Source organism: Streptomyces sp. NPDC059398 (assembly GCF_042751845.1).
In the GTDB taxonomy this organism is placed as follows: domain Bacteria; phylum Actinomycetota; class Actinomycetes; order Streptomycetales; family Streptomycetaceae; genus Streptomyces.
Window position 1 is genome coordinate 79,501 of the sequence record NZ_JBHYWP010000014.1, and the last position, 18,051, is coordinate 97,551.

Consider the following 18,051-nt stretch of genomic DNA (forward strand, 5'->3'; position numbering starts at 1 on the left):
CCCGCTGTCCCGGCGTGTGTCTGGGTGCGGCGGCGGGCGGCCGCGGTCGCCCGGCTGCCCCCCCCCCCCACCGCGCGGATCGCGGGGATCATGGGGGCCAAGCGCACCCCCGACCTGATTCCGCTCTGCCACCCGCTGGCGGTCTCCGGGGTGAAGCTCGACCTGACCGTCGCCGACGACGCGGTGGAGATCCTCGCCACCGTGAAAACCACGGACCGCACCGGCGTCGAGATGGAGGCGCTGACCGCCGTCACGGTCGCGGCGCTCACCGTGATCGACATGGTGAAGGCGGTCGACAAGGGGGCGGTCATCACCGACGTACGGGTCGAGGAGAAGACCGGCGGCAAGTCGGGCACGTACCGCCGCCCCGCGCCGGAGGGGACCGGAGCATGACGGCGCACTCCACTCCGCCCGCGCCCCGGGCGTACACCGCGCTCGTGGTGACGGCGTCGAACCGCGCATCCGCCGGGGTGTACGAGGACCGGGGCGGCCCGCTCATCGCCGAGGCGCTCACCGGACTCGGTTTCACGGTCGCGGGACCACGTGTCGTCCCGGACGGCGACCCGGTCGAGCAGGCGTTGCGCGAAGGGGTCGCCGCGGCGTACGACGTCATCGTCACCACCGGCGGTACGGGCATCTCGCCCACCGACCGCACCCCCGACGCGACCCTGCGCGTCCTCGACCGCGAGATTCCGGGCATCCCGGAGGCGATCCGCGCCGAGGGCCTGGCCAAGGTCCCGACCGCCGCACTCTCCCGGGGCGTCGCCGGACTGGCCGGCACGACCCTCGTCGTGAACCTCCCCGGCTCCACCGGCGGGGTCCGCGACGGACTCGCCGTACTGGGACGGCTGCTGGTGCACGCCGTGGACCAGATCCGGGGCGGCGACCACCCCAGACCCGCCGGGAGCATGAGCTGAACCTCTCACCGTGGCCCGTGGAACTGGCAGAAGGCCCAGTCGCCCTGCGCCCGATAAGACTGCGGGACCAGAAGGTCTGGCGCGAGGTGAACCGGCGCAACCGCGACTGGCTGCGCCCCTGGGAAGCGACCGTTCCGCCGCCCGCACCCGGCGGCCCGGTCGCGCAGCGCCCCACGTACCGGCAGATGGTCCGCCATCTGCGCGCGGAGGCGCACGGCGGACGGATGCTGCCCTTCGTGATCGAGTACCAGGGGCGGCTGGTCGGGCAGTTGACCGTCGCCGGTATCACCTGGGGCTCGATGTGTTCGGGCCATGTCGGTTACTGGGTCGACCGGGAGGTCGCCGGGCGGGGCGTCATGCCGACCGCGGTGGCGCTCACCGTCGACCACTGTTTCCGTACCGTCGGTATGCACCGTATCGAGGTCTGCATTCGCCCCGAGAACGAGCCGAGCCGACGGGTCGTGGAGAAACTCGGATTCCGCGAGGAGGGGCTGCGACCGCGCTATCTGCACATCGACGGGGCCTGGCGCGACCATCTGGTCTTCGCGCTCACCGCGGACGAAGTCCCCGACGGACTGCTCAACAGGTGGCGCCGGGCGCGTCCCGGGACGACACCGAAGCTGCCGTGAGGGTTCCCCGCCCCAGGTGCCGTGGCCGGAGGAAGACCCCGTAAATAAAATAAGTGTTCGAAATTGACGGCCAATCGGTCCTGACTCGGGCGTGAACACGCCCACATTCGGAGACTGTTGATCCGAACAATCACAAAAAAAGTTCGAGATATCAGCCGGATCGTGCGACACACCGGGCCAATTGGCAGATGGCCCCATGCGGACCCCTCTACGGTGTGAGGGTGAGCAGTAGTGGCCTCATCTACGCAGTCATCGTCGGGGCCTGGGCCGCCTACTTGGTGCCGATGTGGCTCCGCAGGCAGGACGAGCTGAACGAGGCCCGTCCCACGGAACGCTTCAGCACCGCCATCCGGCTGCTGTCCGGACGGGCGGGAATGGAGCGCCGGTACGCCAGGGAGCTTCAGGAGCGGGCAGCCGGTGAGGGTCTTCCCGACGATGCGGTGCCGGACAGTGCGACGAATTCCCCGAGTTCCGTCGACGTCCGGTCCTTCGCCGTGTCTCCGGACGACCCCGAGGACCAGACGGACCCGGCGCATCCGGCAGGCCGGACGGCCCGCCCGGAGCGGTCCGGCCGCAAGGCGCGCCGCGCCGCGCCCGCGGCCGGTCCCGCGGCGGAGCGCGCCCGGCGCCTCAAGGCCCTCGCGCGCCGCAGACGCACCACTGTGCTGCTCTTCGTGGCGTTCACCGCCGGCGCGGTCGTCGCCGCGGTCGGCGGCCTGGGCTTCCTCTGGGCACCCGCCGTACCGGGTCTCCTGCTGAGCACCTACATCGTGTATCTGCGGACCCAGGAGCGCCGGCGCTTCGCCTTCACGATGGACCGGCGCCGGGCCGAGGCCGCGGCGCAGCGGCTGCGCGAGAACCGCCCCCGCCGCCCCGGCGCGGGCGCGGGCGAGCAGCACCCCGACGCCGAGGCGCGCCACCCCGAGCCCGAGCCGGCCCCGGCCGTCTCCGCGCAGGAGGCCGGCCGCCGCGCCCTGGTCGAGCAGACCGACCACGCGGAGTGGGTCGACCAGCAGCGCGAGCGCGGACGGGAACGCGGCGACAGCTGGGATCCCGTCCCGGTGCCGCTGCCGACCTATGTCACCGCACCGGTCGCGCCCCGCGCGCCGGGCAGTATCGACCTCGGGGCCCCGGACACCTGGAGTTCGGCCCGCTCGTCCAGCGTGGCCGAACCGGCCTCCGGCGAGACCCCGGACGACGGCCCCGTCCAGGACCGACAGGGCCCGGCGGCCCGCCGCTCCCGCGAGCGCGGCCGCACCCCGCTCTTCGACCAGTACGAGGACGAGGACCGGCCCCGCGCCGCCAATGAATGACCGGCCGCGCGGGGCGTCCGTGACCAGCGGGGGAGCGGATTTCCGAGCACCCCTTCCGGGGTGCTAGAGTTTCACTCGTTGCAAGGGCCTGTGGCGCAGTCTGGTAGCGCACCTCGTTCGCATCGAGGGGGTCTGGGGTTCAAATCCCCACAGGTCCACCGCAAGGACCGCCTCCGGGTTCATCCCGGAGCGGTTCATGAAATCCCGGTCAGACGGTCTTCGTCCGACCGGGATTTCGTCGTTTCCGCGAGGCTGCGGAGGGCGCATCCGGTCCGCGGGAGGGTCGTTTCGGCCGACGCCGCAGGGCCGGCGCCGCGGGTTCGGGGCCGCGGGGTGGCGGTCAGCGCCAACGGTTGTTGCTGGTGTGGTCACCGGCGAGCCAACGGGCGAGGTCGGCGTGTGCGGTGGTGCGCTGCTCGGCGTCGATCTTCTCCACGTCGGGGTGGTCGACGACGAACTCCAGGATCAACCCGTTGGGGTCCGTGATGTACAGCGAGACGCAGAACCCGTGGTCGATCACATGGGGGTTCGCGTCCGTGGAGCCGACTGCGGCGATGCGCTCGCGGATGACTTCCGGTGTCTCGGCCTCGACCTTGAAAGCTATGTGACGCAGAGGAGTTGAGTTGGTGCTGGTCCGGAACTCCTCCTGGTCCTTGGGGTCGGCGAACTGGAAGAAGGCAAGCGCGCTGCCGTCGGCCAGGCCGTAGAGGGCGGTCCTGGACGGCATCGGGCACCACATGGTGATGGGCGGCCGGGGCGGTGTGTACCTCTTCGTCTGCACGGCCTGCCCCGGGATGCCGTACGCCCACCGCTACGACTGCTGACCGTCGCGGCTGCCGGGCGGTGCGGCCATCGGCGGGGCGCGCGGACCGACAGCGCCCCGACTACCGTGTAGGCACAGCGATTCGAACATCGAGGAGCGTTCCGTGACCGCCGGCAGTGACAAGCCTCCTACTGACAACCCCGAGAGTGACAAGCCCCGGATCGACACCAGCAGGCCCCATCCGGCACGTGTCTACGACTGGCTCCTGGGCGGCAAGGACAACTACCCGGTCGATCAGCAGGTCGGCGAGAAACTGCCGGTGGAGGCGCGGGGCAACGCGGCACGGAACCGGGCCTTCATGCACCGTGCCGCGGGGTGGCTGGCGCGGAACGGGGTCAGCCAGTTCCTCGACATCGGTACCGGCATTCCGACCGCGCCCAATCTGCACCAGGTGGTCCAGGCGGTCACCCCCACCGCCCGGATCGTCTACGCGGACAACGACCCGATCGTGCTGCGCCACGCGGAGGCCCTGCTCATCAGCAGCCCCGAGGGCGCCACCGACTACATCCACGCCGATGTGCGCGAGCCGGAGCTGATCCTGGACCGCGCCCGTGAACTGCTCGACTTCGGGCGGCCTGTCGCCCTGTCGCTCATCGCGCTGCTGCACTTCCTGCCCGACGACCAGGACCCGTACGGCATCACCCGCACCCTGGTCGACGCCCTGCCGTCCGGCAGCTATCTGGTGCTCTCGCACGGCACGGCCGACCAGCACCCGGAGCTGGAGGCCGACACCAGGACGGCATACCGCGACGGTGCCATCTCGCTGCGGATGCGGACCCGGGCGGAGGTCGAGCCGTTCTTCGACGGGCTCGACCTCGTCCCGCCGGGGCTGGTGCCTGCGACCGAGTGGTACCAGGACGGGCCCGCGCCGGAGAGGGAGCGGAGCGGTTTCTACGTCGGGGTCGCCCGGAAGCGCTGAGCGGCGGGCGGGCGGTTCGTTCCGTACGGGGAGCGGGTCAGGTCCGTACGGATGGCGGGTCGGACCCGGGCGGGGCCGCGCCTCACCCGGCGGGCGGGGTGAGCGGCTTCGCGAAGCAGCGGCTGCTCTCGTACTCCCGGTAGTGGCCGAATTTGGCGCAGGGTGTGTACCCGCTCGACGTGTACAGCGCTATCGCCTCGGGCTGCCGGTCCCCGGTCTCCAGGACCATACGGATCCGGCCGGCCGCGCGGGCGCTCTCCTCCAGGGTGGCGAGGATCCGGCGGGCCAGCCCGAGGCCGCGCGCCTCGCGGACCACGTACATCCGCTTCAGCTCGGCGTCGCCCTTCGAGTACCCCTCGGCGCCCGCACCGTCCTGGTTCCGCCAGCCGCCGGTGGCCACCGGGGTGCCGTCTCCGTCGTACGCCAGGAGGTAGAGCCCGGCGGGCGGGTGGAACATCGTGGCGTCGAGCGGGGTGACGTCGCCGCCGTCCCCGTAGCGCTCGATGTATTCGAGCTGGACCTGGTCATCGAGCTTGACCGCGTCGGGGTGATCGTAACGGACCGGCCGGATATTCATGCAAGAGATGGTACATCCATGCATTGGCTCATGTCGGTAGGGTTTCCTGATGCTCACTGTGACAACCGTAAACGTGAACGGGCTGCGCGCCGCCGCCAAGAAGGGCTTCGTGGAGTGGCTGGCGCAGACCGAAGCCGATGTGATCTGCCTCCAGGAGGTACGGGCCGAGCCCGGACAGCTGCCGCAGGAGGTCCGCGAGCCGGAGGGCTGGTCCACGGTGCACGCCCCGGCGGCTGCCAAGGGGCGCGCGGGTGTCTCGCTGTACAGCCGGCGTGAGCCGGAGCGGGTGCAGATCGGATTCGGCAGCGCGGAGTTCGACGGCAGTGGGCGGTACGTGGAGATCGACCTGCCCGGAGTGACGGTCGCGAGCCTCTATCTGCCGTCCGGCGAGGTCGGCACGGAGCGGCAGGACGAGAAGCTGCGGTTCATGGCGGAGTTCCTGCCGTACCTCCAGGGGCTCCGGGAGCGGGCGGCGGCGGACGGCCGCGAGGTCGTGGTCTGCGGCGACTGGAACATCGCCCACCAGGAGGCCGACCTCAAGAACTGGAAGGGCAACAAGAAGAACTCCGGCTTCCTGCCGGAGGAGCGCGAGTGGCTGACGCGTGTCCTCGCGGCGGACGGTGCGGCCTACGCCGACGTGGTGCGGGGGCTGCATCCGGATGTGGAGGGCCCGTACTCGTGGTGGTCCTACCGTGGGCGCGCCTTCGACAATGACGCGGGGTGGCGCATCGACTACCAGATGGCGACCCCCGGTCTTGCCGCGAAGGCGGTCAAGGCGTGGGTCGAGCGGGCCGCCACGCACGGCGAGCGGTGGAGCGACCATGCGCCGGTGACGGCGGTGTACGACCTGTAGGGTGCGGCGGCCTGCGGGCCCGCCCCCGCCCCGCGGCCGTGGGCCCGCCCGGGGCGGCGGGCCCACGGTCCTGGCCGGGGGGGCCTCAGTCCTGATGGACGACGTTCGTACCCGAACCGCCCGAGAGCGTGTCCTTGCCCGGGCCGCCGTAGAGCTCGTCGTCACCGCTGTTGCCGTAGAGCGTGTCGTCCCCGCTGTTGCCGTACAGGATGTCGTCGCCCTTGCCGCCGTACAGGAAGTCGTTGCCCGCGCCGCCGTAGAGCCGGTCGTTCCCGTCGTCGCCGGAGAGGTTCTGGTCGCCCGCGCCGCCGTGGATCACATCGTCGCCCGCGCCGCCCGACACGGAATTCGCGTCGCCGTCCGCGTAGACCGTGTCGTCGTCCACACCGCCCTGTATGACGGCCCCGCCGCCCGTGGCGTGCACCGTGTCGGCGCCGTCGCCACCCAGGACCACTGCGTCGGCGCCGACCGTGAGGTCGTCGTCGCCCGCGCCGCCGAGGACGGAGTTGCCGTCGACGGCGCCGGTGTCGGTCAGCTGGTCCGCGCCGTCCCCGAGGTCCACCGAGGCGAAGTTGTAGGTCTGTCCTGTGGCGTTGTCGTAGGTGAGGACATCGTTTCCGTCACCGAGGCCGATCGTCAGGCTCGCGTACGGGTCCTGGGAGTCCACGGTGGTGACCGTGCAGCGGACCTTCGTACGGTCCGCGCCGTCCGGGTACGCGCATCCTGCCCCGGCGTCGATCGGGACGGCGTCGTCGATCACATAGGTGATGTCCGGCGAGCCGTCGGTCTTCGACACGGTGACGGCCGCCCGGTTGGTCTGCCCGGGGGCGGCTGCGTAATGGATGGTCCGCCCGGTGCTGTCCAGTCCGGCGCTCGCCGCCGGGGTGGCGGCGCCGGCCGGACCGGCGAGGAACAGGGGAGCGGCGAGTCCGGCGCCGATGGCAAGCGTCAGCGCCGAAGCGGCGCGGACCGTCCGGCGGCCGGCGGTGCGGGTGGGCTGGGTGGACCGGGTGGGTTGAGTGGGCATCGTGTGGCCTCCGTGCGCGATGGGTGGTTGCGACAACCACAAGTGACGGGTGGGCCCGCCCGATGGTTGTCCTGCCCCGAGGGCGCCGAATCTGCCGTGCGCACCCCATCTGGCCTGCGGGGACGGGGAGTTGGATCGCGGCCGTACAGCTTGCCGTCGCGCACCCGTCGGCGAGAGTTCATGCCGTACGGGAGTCCATGCCGTACGGCCCGGCGCTACCCCGCATCCCCGCCGTTCTTCTCCGCCCGTACCCGCCGGTCCAGTGACATCGACAGCTCCGCGTCCACCACGCTCTTGGCCAGCGGGCGCACCCGCTCCATCGCGCTGGTGAAGTCCTCGTCCGGCAGATGGGTGTGGACCAGGGCGGAGAACAGTTCTGTCAGGGCCTCGGTGTGCTTGCGGACTTCGTCGCCCGCCGCGAGGACCGCTGCCAGCGGGACGCCCTGGCGTACCAGCGCCGCCGACACATCCAGCAGGCGGCGGCTGATGTGGATGATGTCGTCGCCGTCCGTGGCGAGATAGCCGAGGTCGAGCGCGGACGCCAGGTTCTCCGCCGTGACCTCGCCCTCGAAGTAGTCCGCGAGCTGCTCCGGAGTGAGCCGGACCGGCTCCTCCTCCGTCCACGCCGGGGGCTCGGTGGCCGCCAGGCCGAGCAGCCGGCCCACGTCCCGGCCGCTCTCGAAGGCCGTGGCGAGATCCGCGATGCCGCTGAGGGTGTGGCCGCGCTCCAGCAGGGCCGAGATCGTACGCAGCCGGGCGAGATGGTGCTCGTCGTACCAGGCGATGCGGCCCTCGCGGCGCGGTGGCGGGATCAGCTTGCGTTCGCGGTAGAAGCGCAGGGTGCGCACGGTGATCCCGGCCGCTTCGGCCAGCTCTTCCATGCGGTACTCGCGCCCCGTTCTCTCCTCTGCCACGCCGGAAGCCTATGCCGTACCGGCGCGCACTTTCCTCGGTCTGCCCCCTACCCATGAGTACGAAGCTGCTCTACTCTCCAACAGTGCCAGTGATTACTGGCAGAGTCCGGGGTACTGCGGGAGGCGGCAGCATGGCCGAGCACGAGCACGTACGAGTGGCGGTGATCGGATCCGGATTCGGCGGCCTGGGGGCCGCCGTCCGGCTGCGCCGCGAGGGGATCACCGACTTCGTCGTCCTGGAGCGGGCCGGTTCGGTGGGCGGGACCTGGCGCGACAACAGCTATCCGGGGTGCGCCTGCGATGTGCCGTCCCACCTCTACTCGTTCTCCTTCGCCCCCAACCCCGACTGGCCGCGCACCTTCTCGGGCCAGCCGCACATCCGGGCCTATCTGGAGAACGTCGCGGACACCTTCGGGCTGCGGCCGCACATCCGCCTCGACCACGAGGTGCGGAAGATGCGCTGGGACACCGGCGAACTGCGCTGGGAGATCGAGACCGCGCGGGGAACGCTCACCGCCGACCTGGTCGTCTCCGCGACCGGGCCGCTCTCCGACCCCAAGCTGCCGGACGTCCCGGGGCTCGACTCGTTCGAGGGCAAGGTCTTCCACTCCGCGCAGTGGGACCACGGCTACGACCTGCGGGGCAAGCGCGTCGCGATGATCGGTACCGGGGCGTCCGCGATCCAGATCGTGCCCGCGATCCAGCCCGACGCCGGACGGCTCACCCTCTTCCAGCGCACCCCGCCGTGGGTGATGCCCCGCATGGACCGCGCGATAAGCGGCGCCGAGCGGTGGCTGCACGGAAAGGTGCCCTTCACCGCCGCCGCCCGCAGGCGGCTGCTGTGGAGCATACGAGAGCTCCAGGTCAGCGCCTTCACCAAGCACCCCAATGAACTCGGCCTGATCGAGTCCATAGGCAAGGCCAACATCGGCCGCTCGATCAAGGACCCGGCGCTGCGCGCCAAGCTGACGCCCTCGTACCGGATCGGCTGCAAGCGCATCCTGCTCTCCAGCACCTACTACCCGGCGCTCGCGCAGCCCAATGTGGACGTCGTGGCCTCCGGCCTCAAGGAGGTCAGGGGAAATACGCTGGTGGCGTCCGACGGAACCGAGACCGAGGCGGACGTGATCATCTTCGGCACCGGTTTCCATGTGACGGACATGCCGATCGCGGAGCGGGTGGTGGGCGCCGAGGGTGCCACGCTCGCCGAGACCTGGAAGGACGGCATGCGGTCGCTGCGCGGCGCGACGGCGGCCGGGTTCCCCAACTGGATGACGATCATCGGGCCCAACACCGGACTCGGCAACTCGTCGATGATCCTCATGATCGAGTCCCAGCTGAGCTATCTCGCCGACTATCTGCGGCAGTTGGACATGCTCGGCGGACGCGTCGCACTCGACCCCCGGCCGACGGCGGTGGACGCCTGGAACGACCACGTCCAGGAGCGGATGGAGCGGACCGTCTGGAACACCGGCGGCTGCACCAGCTGGTACCTCGACGCGAACGGCCGCAACACCACGATCTGGCCGGGCACGACAGCCGAGTTCCGCAAGGCCACCCGGGAGGTGGACCTCGCCGAGTACCGCGTCGTACGGGTGGAAACCGACCGGCCCCTGGTGCGCCAGCGGACCGGCGACCACGACCGGGTCACGGACCGCAAGCACGCCGTCGGCCAGGGCCGCGCCGCCGACCGGGAGTCGGTGTGAGCCGCGCGGGAGCGGGCGGCGTGCTGACCGTCGTCTCCGCGGACGGCGCGCGGATCCACACCGAGGTGTACGGGCCCGAGGGCGCCCCCGCCGTGGTGCTCGCGCACGGCTGGACCTGCTCGACCCGCTTCTGGGACGCCCAGATCCGCGCACTCTCGGCCGACCACCGGGTGGTGGTCTACGACCAGCGCGGACACGGGCGCTCACCCGGCACCGACCGCAGCACAGGCCCGTACACCACGGAACTCCTGGCCGACGACCTGGAGGCGGTGCTCGCCGCCACCCTCGACCCCGGTGAGCGGGCGGTACTCGCCGGTCACTCGATGGGCGGGATGACGATGATGGCCGCCGCTGGACGGCCGGGGTTCCGTGAGCACGCGGCCGCGGTGCTGCTGTGCAGTACGGGCAGCTCACGGCTGATCGCCGAGTCGACGGTGCTGCCGCTGCGGCCCGGACGGCTGCGGACCCGGCTGACCGGCGCGGTGCTCGGGGCGCGCGCCCCGCTCGGCCCGGTCACGCCCGTATCCAGGCGGATCCTCAAGTACGCCACGATGGGCCCCGGTTCGGCCCCGGACCGGGTGGCCACGTGCGCCCGCATCGTGCACACCTGCCCCCGGACGGCGCGGGTGGCGTGGTCGCATGTGCTCGCCGGGCTCGATCTGGAGTCGGGCGTAAAGGAGTTGACCGTACCCACCGCAGTGGTCGCGGGGACGGCCGACCGGCTCACGCCGGTGGTGCACGCACGGGCGCTGGCCGCCGCGCTGCCGCACTGCACCGGCCTCACCGAGCTGGTCGGCATCGGCCATATGACCCCGGTGGAGGCGCCCGAAGCGGTCACCGCGCAGCTGCGCGAACTGGCCGCCGTACACGTACCGGTGGACCTGGCCGCCGGCCGGCGAGTGGAGAAGGAGGAGGCCGTATGAGCAGGAACAGCCTGGAGGGCCAGGTCGCCGTCGTCACCGGGGCCGCCCGCGGGGTCGGTGAGCTGCTGGCCCGCAAACTCTCCGCGCGCGGGGCGAGGGTGGCGCTCGTCGGCCTGGAGCCGGACGAGCTGAAGGCGGTCTCCGGGCGGCTGCACACCGAGAGCGCGCACTGGCACGCCGATGTCACCGACCACACGGCGATGGCGGCCGTCGCCCAGGAGGTCAAGGCGCACTTCGGCAAGGTCGACATCGTCGTGGCCAACGCCGGGGTGGCGTCCGGCGGGCCCTTCGCGGACTCGGACCCCGAGGCGTGGCGGCGGGTCGTCGAGGTCAATCTGGTGGGCGGGGCGGTGACCGCGCGGGCGTTCCTGCCGGTGCTGATGGAGAGCCGCGGGTACTTCCTGCAGATCGCGTCGCTGGCCGCGATCACGCCCGCGCCGATGATGTCCGCGTACTGCGCCTCCAAGTCGGGCGTCGAGGCGTTCGCCCACTGTCTGCGGGCCGAGGTCGGCTACAAGGGCGTACGGGTCGGGGTCGGTTATCTGTCCTGGACGGACACGGACATGGTGCGCGGCGCCGACGAGGACGACGTGATGCGGGAGTTGCGGCAGCGGCTGCCGTGGCCGGCCAACCGCACCTACCCGCTCGGCCCGGCCGTCGACCGGATCGTGGCCGGGATCGAGCGCAGGTCCGCGCATGTGTACGCGCAGTGGTGGCTGCGCGGAATGCAGTCCGTACGGGGATATCTGCCCGCGCTGATCGGCACCGTCGGCCAGCGGGAGATGCGGCGCTTCGAGCCGCGGCTCGCCGGGGTCGGGCGGGGGCTCGTGGGCGCGGGCGGGGCGGCGGACGAGAAGGCGCGCACGGAGCGTTACTGATCGAAATGCGGTGAATGTTCCGCCGTGTCAGTCTGGTCGGGCCTGGAGGGCGCAGCCCTCCACCCCTCACATCTCACCAGGAGTTGAACCTCATGGGAATGAAGGACCAGTTCAGGGACAAGGCGCAGCAGCTCGCCGAGAAGGGCAAGCAGTCGATGGGCGGCGCGGAGGGTGAGCGGTCGTCGCGCCCCGACGAGCAGTCCGGGGAGCGTGGTGGCCGGGCGGGGGACCGGGCGGAGAAGCGGGTCCTGGGTGAAGCGGACCGGGTCCGGGACCAGTTCGACTCCTGAGCGAGCCGTGACAGGGCGCGTCTCTCCTTGCGGGGGGCGCGCCCTTTCGTTGCGGGTGAGGCGGGCGGTGCGGGTCGGTGTGCACGGGGGCGCGGCCCCCGGGCCCCCGGTCCTCAAACGCCGGACGGGCTTGATTTTGCCGCCCCCGCCCCCGCCCCCGCCCCCTACCGCGGCGGCAACGCAGGCCGCCTCTTGTCCGGGACGTCCGAGTAGTCCGGGGGTTCCGCCGCCGGTTTGGCCGCCAGGAGGTCGAGCGCTGTCCAGACCGCGTCGTCGAGCTGGCCATGGCGGCCCTCCGCCCAGTTCAGCGGGGTGCGCAGGGCCTCGATGTCCGGGTCCACGCCGTGGTTCTCGACCGACCAGCCGTAGGTGTCGAACCAGGCCGCGTTCATCGGCACCGTGATCACCGTGCCGTCGCCCAGCCGGTGCCGGCCGGTCATGCCGACCACACCGCCCCAGGTCCGCTGACCCACCACCGGGCCGAGACCGAGCAGCCGGAACGCCGCCGTGATCATGTCGCCGTCGGACGAGGTGGCCTCGTCGGCGAGGGCGACCACCGGGCCGCGGGGCGCGTTCGACGCGTACGAGACCGGCTGGGCGTCCCGGGTGAGGTCCCAGCCGAGGATCGTACGGGTGAGCTTCTCGACCACCAGCTCGCTGATGTGCCCGCCCGCGTTGCCCCGTACGTCCACAATCAGCGCGGGGCGCGACATTTCGAGGCGCAGATCCCGGTTGAACTGGGCCCACCCCGAACCGCCCATGTCCGGGATGTGCAGATAGCCGCACCGCCCGTCGCTCAACTCCCTGACGACAGCGCGCCGTTTGGCCACCCAGTCCTGGTAGCGCAGCGGACGCTCGTCGATCAGCGGGACCACCGCGACCCGGCGGGATCCGCCACCGCCGCCTGCCGCGCCGAACGTCAGCTCGACCGTGGTGCCGCCCGCCGCCGCGAGCAGCGGGTAGGGGCCGGTGACCGGGTCCACGGGGCGCCCGTCCACATGGGTCAGTACGGCGCCCTCGCGGATGCCCGTACCGGCCAGCGGGGAGCGCGCCCTGGAGTCCGACGAGTCGCCGGGCAGGATCCGCTTGACCAGCCAGGCGCCGTCCCGGCACACCAGATTCGCGCCCAGCAGACCCATCACCCGCTGGTAGTGCGGCGGTCCTTCGTTGCGGCGGGCCGCCGTGACATAGGCGTGCGAGGTGCCCAGCTCGCCCAGGACCTCGCGGAGCAGATCGGCGAACTCGTCGGGGGACGCGACCCGTTCGACCAGCGGGCGGTACTGGTCCAGGATCGCCGACCAGTCGATGCCGCACATCCGCGGCTCCCAGAAGTAGGCGCGGATGAGGCGCCCCGCCTCGTCGTACGCCTGGCGCCACTCCGATGGCGGGTCGACGTCGTGCAGGATGCGGCGCGGGTCGAGGAAGGCCGTGGTGTCGCCGTCGCCGGGCTCGGTGGCGGGGACCGCGCGCAGTTCGCCCAGGTCCATGACGACCAGCCGGCTGCCGTCGCCGCTGACCGCGAACCAGTCGAGGTGGTCGACCAGTTCGGCCTTGCGGGCCCTGGCGATGGCGAAGTGTTCGAGCGTGGGGCGGCCCGAGGTGTCGGCCGGGTTGACGAAGGTCTCGCCGAGCGCGCCGGAGATGGGCCAGCGCAGCCAGACGAGGCCGCCGCCGCTGACCGGGCAGAGCGAGGAGTACTTCGACGCGGGCACCGGAAAGGGGGTGACCCGGCTCTCCAGGCCCTCGATCTCGACCAGCACCCTGCTGCCGTCCGCGCTCTCGTCCCCCAGGTCGTCCACCGGGTCGAGTCCGCCCGCCGCCGGGCGGCCGTCGGGGGAGAGCGCGAAGGGCGAGGGCGTCGCGGAGGTGAGCGGCACCAGGTACGGGCGGCAGCCCAGCGGGAACGACAGGTCGCCGGTGTGGACGTCGTACACCGGGTCGAAACCGCGCCAGGAGAGGAACGCCAGATAGCGGCCGTCGGTGGTGAAGACCGGATTCTCGTCCTCGAAGCGGCCGTTGGTGACGTCGACCACGGTCGGGGCCATCGGGCCGGCGATCTTGGCCATCTTGATCTGGCGCAGCGAGCGGCCGATACCGGGGTGCGACCAGGTCAGCCACATCCCGTCCGGCGAGAAGGCCAGATCACGCACCGGGCCGTTGAGCGAACGGATCAGCTCGGTGACCTCGCCGCCGCCCGCGGTGGCGGCGGTGTCGCCTTCCGGGTCGCCTTCCGGGCCACCTCCTGCTGAGTCGCCGTCCGATGCTGAGTCGCCCTCCGAGTCGCTTTCCGGGGCTGCTGCCGGTCCGGCTTCCGGTGCGCCGCCCGGCGACTCGTCCGCTGCGCCCTCCGGTGCCCCGCCCTCCGGCCCCCCGGCCCCCGGCGCCTTGCCCTTGCCCAACGCCCCGCCCGACAACGCCTCGTTGTCGTCCTCGTCCACCGTGAGCAGCAGGAGCCGCCCGTCGTGCGAGGCGATGGCCAGGCGCTCCCCCTTGGGGTCCGAGACCATCTCCTGGACCCGGCCCAGCGCCCCGGCGGCCAGCCGCCGGGGCGGCCGGCTGCCGCTGGCGCGTGGCATGTACGCGATCTCGACCGCGTCCTCGCCCTCCGCGTCCGTGACGTACGCGATCCGTCCCGCGCTGCCGAGCATCTCGGGGAGGCGGACCCGTACCCCCGGGGTGTCCGTGATGGTGCGGGCCGGGCCGTCGCGGTGGGTGAGCCAGTACAGGCTGCCGCGGACCACGACCGCGCTCGCCCGGCCCGTCTGGTCCACGGACAGCCCGTCGACGTTGGCGGACGCCGGGACCTGGTAGGCGCGCCGGCCGGTGCGCGGGCTGCCGATGCGGATGTCCAGCCTGCGCGGGACCGCGCCGGGCGACAGGTCGTCGGCGAGCCAGATGTCACCCGCGCACTGGTAGACCACCCGGTGGCCGTCGGTGGACGCGTTCCTCGCGTACCAGGCGGCGTGGTCGGTGTGGCGGCGCAGATCCGTGCCGTCCGGCAGACAGGAGTACAGGTTGCCGACGCCCTCGTGGTCGGAGAGGAAGGCGACCCGGCCGTCGACCAGCATCGGGCAGGCCAGATGCCCGTCGATCCCGGCGAGCAACCGTTGGCCGTGCAGCCAGAGGCGGCCGGTGGCGCCGCCGCGGTAGCGCTTCCAGGCCGCCGGTTCGTGCGGCGGCTTCCCGGTGAGCAGCAGGGTGCGGCGCTCGCCGTCCACGTCGCCGACCGCGATGTCGTGCACCGGGCCCCAGGGCAGTTTGGCGCCCGGCGAACCGTCGGTGGCCACCGTGTAGGCCCAGCTGAAGTGTGAGAACGGCTGGTTCTGCGAGGCCACGGCCAGGATGTCGCCCTCCGGGGTCCAGCCGCGTACCCGGGTGTCGAGCGAGCCCCAGTACGTCAGCCGCCGGGACGGGCCGCCCTGCACGGGGGCCAGATGGATCTCCGGATCCAGACTGCGCCAGGACGTGTACGCGAGGTGCCCGCCGTCGGGCGAGAACCTCGGCTGGCCCACCCGGGTCCGGTCGGCGGTGATCCGCCAGGCCCGCTCCGGACGGCCCGCCCCGCCGTCCAGGGGCGCGACCCAGAGGTCGTCCTCGGTCACGAAGCACAGCAGGTCGCCATGGAGGTTCGGGAAGCGGAGGTACGCGGTATCTCCCGCAGCGGCTTGGCTCACCCCCCAATGCTTTCCGCGCCACGGGGGCCCGGCAACTCGTGGACGGACCCTCGCTGGTCAGGCGGCTCTTATGCCGGTCCGACAACCGTGATCGAGTCCACAAGCGAAACGTTGTCGTTTCGCTCCAGGGCGGCGTACCGTTCGTGGTGTACGAATCCGTTTCGCTCGGAGGACGGGAAGGCCGGGGATGGCGAGCAGACTGACGCCGGAGCGCGAGGGTGAGCTGTACGCGGCCACACTCGATCTGCTGCGTGAGGTCGGCTACGAAGCCCTGACCATGGACGCCGTCGCCGCCCGTACGCGATCGAGCAAGGCCACCCTCTACCGCCAGTGGGGGAGCAAGCCGGAGCTGGTCGCCAGGGCACTGCGGCACAACAAGCCCGTCCGTATCGAAGAGGTCGACACCGGTTCGCTCCGCGGAGACTTCCAGTCCATGGTGGCGCGCGGGGACGACTGCGAGATGGAGAAGAACTCCGCCCTGATGCGGGGTCTGATGCACGCCGTGCATGAGAACCCGGATCTCTTCCAGGCACTGCGCGAGCTGCTGATCGAACCCGAGGTGACCGGGCTCAAACAGATGCTGCAGCGCGCGGTGGAGCGCGGCGAGGTCGGTGCGGACAACCCCGCGCTGGGATTCGTCCCGCACATGATGGTCGGCGCCTTCGTCGCCCGTCAGCTCCTTGAGGAGCAGCCTGCCGACCAGGCGTTCCTCTCCCGTTATCTGGACGCCGTGGTACTCCCCGCTCTCGGCGCCCAGCCACCGGTCAGCGCGTGACCGACCACTGATCGCGCCGGCCCTACCACCGGTCACCCGGTGACCCTGAGCCATCGCCTGACACACCTGAACACCTCTCCACCTGACACGCCGCTCTCGTCGTCGGGCTGGTTCATCACGCCCATTTCCACCCGACCTGACCGGGAGACGCCCTCGTGGCCACGTACCTCTACAAGCTCGGACGGTTCGCCTTCCGGCGCCGCCGCTATGTCGCCCTGGTGTGGGTGGCGCTGCTGGCGCTCGCCGGCTTCGGCGCCTCATCCGCCGCCACCGCGCCCGCAAGCTCCTTCTCGATCCCCGGCACGGAGGCCCAAAAGGCCTTCGACCTGCTGGGGCAGCGGTTCCCAGGGCAGAACGCCGAAGGCGCCACCGCCCGGGTCGTCTTCAAGGCCCCGTCCGGCGAGAAGATGACATCGGCGTCGAACAAGGCCGAGGTCAAGAAGGTCGAGGGGGAGCTGACCTCCGGCTCGTCCCAGATCTCGTCGGTGACCGACCCGTACCAGGCGAAGGCCGTCTCCAAGGACGGCAGCACGGTCTATGTCCAGGTCTCCTACAAGGTCGGTTCCATGGAGCTGACCGACAAGACCAAGGACTCGCTCCAGAACACCGCGGACAAGGCACAGCACAGCGGATACACGGTGGAGATCGGCGGTGACGCGCTCCAGGCCATGCCGGAGACCGGCTCCGGCGAGGTCATCGGTGTGGTGCTCGCCGCGATCGTGCTCGTCGTGACGTTCGGCTCGCTGATCGCTGCGGGGCTTCCCCTGCTGACCGCGCTCATCGGTGTCGGCATCGGCGTCTCGACGATCACGGCCCTGGCCAACGTACTGGACCTGGGCAACACCACATCGACCCTGGCGATGATGATCGGCCTCGCCGTCGGCATCGACTACGCGCTCTTCATCGTCTCCCGCTACCGGGCGGAACTCGCCGAGGGCAGGGAACCCCAGGAGGCCGCGGGCCGGGCGGTCGGCACGGCCGGATCGGCGGTGGTCTTCGCCGGGCTCACCGTGGTCATCGCCCTGGTCGGCCTGGCCGTCGTGAACATCCCGATGCTCTCCAAGATGGGCTTCGCCGCGGCCGGTACGGTCGTGATCGCGGTCCTCATCGCGCTGACCCTCATCCCCGCGCTGCTCGGCTTCGCCGGAAAGCGCGTGGTGGGACGCAAGGCCCGCAAGAACCCGCCGGTGCCGGGCGCCGAGGCCAAGGCCAACGGCGGCACCCGCTGGGCGCGCGTCGTGCTGCGCCGCCCCGTCCTGGTGCTGCTCGTCGGGGTGATCGGTCTGGGCGCCATCGCGATCCCGGCGGCCTCCCTGGAGATGGGCCTGCCGGACGACGGGGCGCAGCCCACCAACACCACCCAGCGCCGGGCGTACGACCTGCTGTCCGAGGGCTTCGGCCCCGGCTTCAACGGCCCGCTGACCGCGGTCACGGACATCAAGGGCATCAGCGGCGGCACGGCGGCGGTCGCCGAGGTACGGCAGAAGATCTCCGGCCTCGACGGGGTGGTCTCGGTGCTGCCCGCTGCCTACAACAAGGCGCACGACACCGCGACGATCACCGTCATCCCCAAGGACCGCCCCTCGTCGGTCAAGACCGAGGACCTGGTCCACTCCATCCGTGACGCGGGTGCGCAGGTCAAGTCCGAGACCGGTGCCACGGTGCTGGTGACCGGCGCGACCGCGATGAACATCGACTTCTCGCAGAAGATGAACGACGCGCTGGTCCCGTATCTGGCGCTCGTCGTCGGGCTCGCGTTCCTGCTCCTGATGGTGGTCTTCCGCTCGGTGCTGGTCCCGCTGAAGGCGGCCCTCGGCTTCCTGCTCTCGGTGG

17 protein-coding genes and 1 tRNA gene are annotated in these 18,051 nt (G+C 71.6%); 13 read left to right on the top strand and 5 right to left on the bottom strand.

The genetic code is table 11. The annotated features are described in order from the left end of the window. The 5 genes from moaC to ACFXBC_RS07985 form a co-directional block, all read left to right on the top strand. Nucleotides 1-393, top strand: a 393-nt coding sequence (moaC, locus tag ACFXBC_RS07965; protein WP_385019907.1) for a cyclic pyranopterin monophosphate synthase MoaC, incomplete at its 5' end; no start/stop codon positions are given. Further along, complete coding sequence (locus ACFXBC_RS07970; protein WP_385019909.1) at nt 390-917, top strand: molybdenum cofactor biosynthesis protein B; 528 nt, start codon at nt 390-392, stop codon at nt 915-917. The genes moaC and ACFXBC_RS07970, both read left to right, overlap by 4 nt. 17 nt (nt 918-934) lie before the next feature. Next, the gene (locus tag ACFXBC_RS07975; protein WP_385019911.1) at nt 935-1,546 is read left to right on the top strand and encodes a GNAT family N-acetyltransferase; all 612 of its coding nucleotides are present in this window, start codon (nt 935-937) and stop codon (nt 1,544-1,546) included. A 221-nt stretch (nt 1,547-1,767) separates the two neighbouring features. After that, complete coding sequence (glpR, locus tag ACFXBC_RS07980; RefSeq protein ID WP_385019913.1) at nt 1,768-2,859, top strand: gephyrin-like molybdotransferase receptor GlpR; 1,092 nt, start codon at nt 1,768-1,770, stop codon at nt 2,857-2,859. An 84-nt stretch (nt 2,860-2,943) separates the two neighbouring features. Beyond that, nucleotides 2,944-3,017: transfer RNA gene (locus ACFXBC_RS07985), tRNA-Ala, on the top strand. 182 nt (nt 3,018-3,199) lie between these two features. Here the strand turns inward: ACFXBC_RS07985 and ACFXBC_RS07990 are convergent. Further along, on the bottom strand, nt 3,200-3,586 hold the full coding sequence (locus ACFXBC_RS07990) for a VOC family protein (RefSeq protein ID WP_385019916.1): 387 nt from the start codon (nt 3,584-3,586) through the stop codon (nt 3,200-3,202). Between the two features lie 199 nt (nt 3,587-3,785). On the opposite strand from ACFXBC_RS07990, the gene ACFXBC_RS07995 reads away from it, so the two are divergent. Next, the gene (locus tag ACFXBC_RS07995; RefSeq protein WP_385019918.1) at nt 3,786-4,601 is read left to right on the top strand and encodes an SAM-dependent methyltransferase; all 816 of its coding nucleotides are present in this window, start codon (nt 3,786-3,788) and stop codon (nt 4,599-4,601) included. 82 nt (nt 4,602-4,683) lie between these two features. Here ACFXBC_RS07995 and ACFXBC_RS08000 read toward each other — a convergent pair whose 3' ends face one another. Next, nucleotides 4,684-5,178 carry a GNAT family N-acetyltransferase gene (locus ACFXBC_RS08000; protein ID WP_385019920.1) on the bottom strand — a complete coding sequence of 165 codons (495 nt, stop codon included), beginning with the start codon at nt 5,176-5,178 and terminating at the stop codon, nt 4,684-4,686. Between the two features lie 49 nt (nt 5,179-5,227). On the opposite strand from ACFXBC_RS08000, the gene ACFXBC_RS08005 reads away from it, so the two are divergent. After that, nucleotides 5,228-6,031 carry an exodeoxyribonuclease III gene (locus tag ACFXBC_RS08005; RefSeq protein ID WP_385019922.1) on the top strand — a complete coding sequence of 268 codons (804 nt, stop codon included), beginning with the start codon at nt 5,228-5,230 and terminating at the stop codon, nt 6,029-6,031. A gap of 85 nt (nt 6,032-6,116) precedes the next feature. Here the strand turns inward: ACFXBC_RS08005 and ACFXBC_RS08010 are convergent, their stop codons facing one another. Together ACFXBC_RS08010 and ACFXBC_RS08015 are read right to left on the bottom strand one after the other, a co-directional pair. Continuing rightward, complete coding sequence (locus ACFXBC_RS08010) at nt 6,117-7,058, bottom strand: calcium-binding protein (protein WP_385019924.1); 942 nt, start codon at nt 7,056-7,058, stop codon at nt 6,117-6,119. A 215-nt stretch (nt 7,059-7,273) separates the two neighbouring features. Beyond that, nucleotides 7,274-7,939: a MerR family transcriptional regulator gene (locus ACFXBC_RS08015; protein ID WP_385019961.1), complete on the bottom strand. Its 666-nt coding sequence runs from the start codon at nt 7,937-7,939 to the stop codon at nt 7,274-7,276. Between the two features lie 164 nt (nt 7,940-8,103). Here ACFXBC_RS08015 and ACFXBC_RS08020 point away from each other — a divergent pair, with 164 nt between their 5' ends. The 4 genes from ACFXBC_RS08020 (at nt 8,104) to ACFXBC_RS08035 (ending at nt 11,769) form a co-directional block, all read left to right on the top strand. Continuing rightward, complete coding sequence (locus ACFXBC_RS08020) at nt 8,104-9,678, top strand: flavin-containing monooxygenase (RefSeq protein ID WP_385019926.1); 1,575 nt, start codon at nt 8,104-8,106, stop codon at nt 9,676-9,678. Next, nucleotides 9,675-10,601: an alpha/beta fold hydrolase gene (locus ACFXBC_RS08025; protein ID WP_385019928.1), complete on the top strand. Its 927-nt coding sequence runs from the start codon at nt 9,675-9,677 to the stop codon at nt 10,599-10,601. The genes ACFXBC_RS08020 and ACFXBC_RS08025 overlap by 4 nt, the downstream gene beginning before the upstream one ends. Next, nucleotides 10,598-11,479, top strand: coding sequence for an SDR family oxidoreductase (locus ACFXBC_RS08030; RefSeq protein WP_385019930.1), 882 nt, complete (start codon nt 10,598-10,600; stop codon nt 11,477-11,479). Before ACFXBC_RS08025 ends, ACFXBC_RS08030 begins: the two co-directional genes overlap by 4 nt. 92 nt (nt 11,480-11,571) lie before the next feature. Further along, the gene (locus tag ACFXBC_RS08035) at nt 11,572-11,769 is read left to right on the top strand and encodes a hypothetical protein (protein ID WP_385019932.1); all 198 of its coding nucleotides are present in this window, start codon (nt 11,572-11,574) and stop codon (nt 11,767-11,769) included. A gap of 164 nt (nt 11,770-11,933) precedes the next feature. Here ACFXBC_RS08035 and ACFXBC_RS08040 read toward each other — a convergent pair whose 3' ends face one another. Then, the gene (locus ACFXBC_RS08040) at nt 11,934-15,443 is read right to left on the bottom strand and encodes a S41 family peptidase (protein WP_385019934.1); all 3,510 of its coding nucleotides are present in this window, start codon (nt 15,441-15,443) and stop codon (nt 11,934-11,936) included. 187 nt (nt 15,444-15,630) lie between these two features. On the opposite strand from ACFXBC_RS08040, the gene ACFXBC_RS08045 reads away from it, so the two are divergent. Then, nucleotides 15,631-16,218 carry a TetR/AcrR family transcriptional regulator gene (locus ACFXBC_RS08045; protein WP_385019936.1) on the top strand — a complete coding sequence of 196 codons (588 nt, stop codon included), beginning with the start codon at nt 15,631-15,633 and terminating at the stop codon, nt 16,216-16,218. A gap of 155 nt (nt 16,219-16,373) precedes the next feature. Then, nucleotides 16,374-18,051: MMPL family transporter (locus ACFXBC_RS08050; protein ID WP_385019938.1), on the top strand; the 1,678-nt coding region annotated here is incomplete at its 3' end.

Excerpts from the sequence above, each read along its gene's own strand:
- ACFXBC_RS08005 (WP_385019922.1), top strand. The coding sequence starts at position 5,228 with ATGCTCACTGTGACAACCGTAAACGTGAACGGGCTGCGCGCCGCCGCC.
- ACFXBC_RS08000 (WP_385019920.1), bottom strand. The coding sequence starts at position 5,178 with ATGAATATCCGGCCGGTCCGTTACGATCACCCCGACGCGGTCAAGCTC.
- ACFXBC_RS08030 (WP_385019930.1), top strand. The coding sequence starts at position 10,598 with ATGAGCAGGAACAGCCTGGAGGGCCAGGTCGCCGTCGTCACCGGGGCC.
- ACFXBC_RS07970 (WP_385019909.1), top strand. The coding sequence starts at position 390 with ATGACGGCGCACTCCACTCCGCCCGCGCCCCGGGCGTACACCGCGCTC.
- ACFXBC_RS08045 (WP_385019936.1), top strand. The coding sequence starts at position 15,631 with ATGGCGAGCAGACTGACGCCGGAGCGCGAGGGTGAGCTGTACGCGGCC.
- ACFXBC_RS07990 (WP_385019916.1), bottom strand. The coding sequence starts at position 3,586 with ATGCCGTCCAGGACCGCCCTCTACGGCCTGGCCGACGGCAGCGCGCTT.
- ACFXBC_RS08015 (WP_385019961.1), bottom strand. The coding sequence starts at position 7,939 with ATGGAAGAGCTGGCCGAAGCGGCCGGGATCACCGTGCGCACCCTGCGC.
- ACFXBC_RS08010 (WP_385019924.1), bottom strand. The coding sequence starts at position 7,058 with ATGCCCACTCAACCCACCCGGTCCACCCAGCCCACCCGCACCGCCGGC.
- ACFXBC_RS08020 (WP_385019926.1), top strand. The coding sequence starts at position 8,104 with ATGGCCGAGCACGAGCACGTACGAGTGGCGGTGATCGGATCCGGATTC.
- ACFXBC_RS08035 (WP_385019932.1), top strand. The coding sequence starts at position 11,572 with ATGGGAATGAAGGACCAGTTCAGGGACAAGGCGCAGCAGCTCGCCGAG.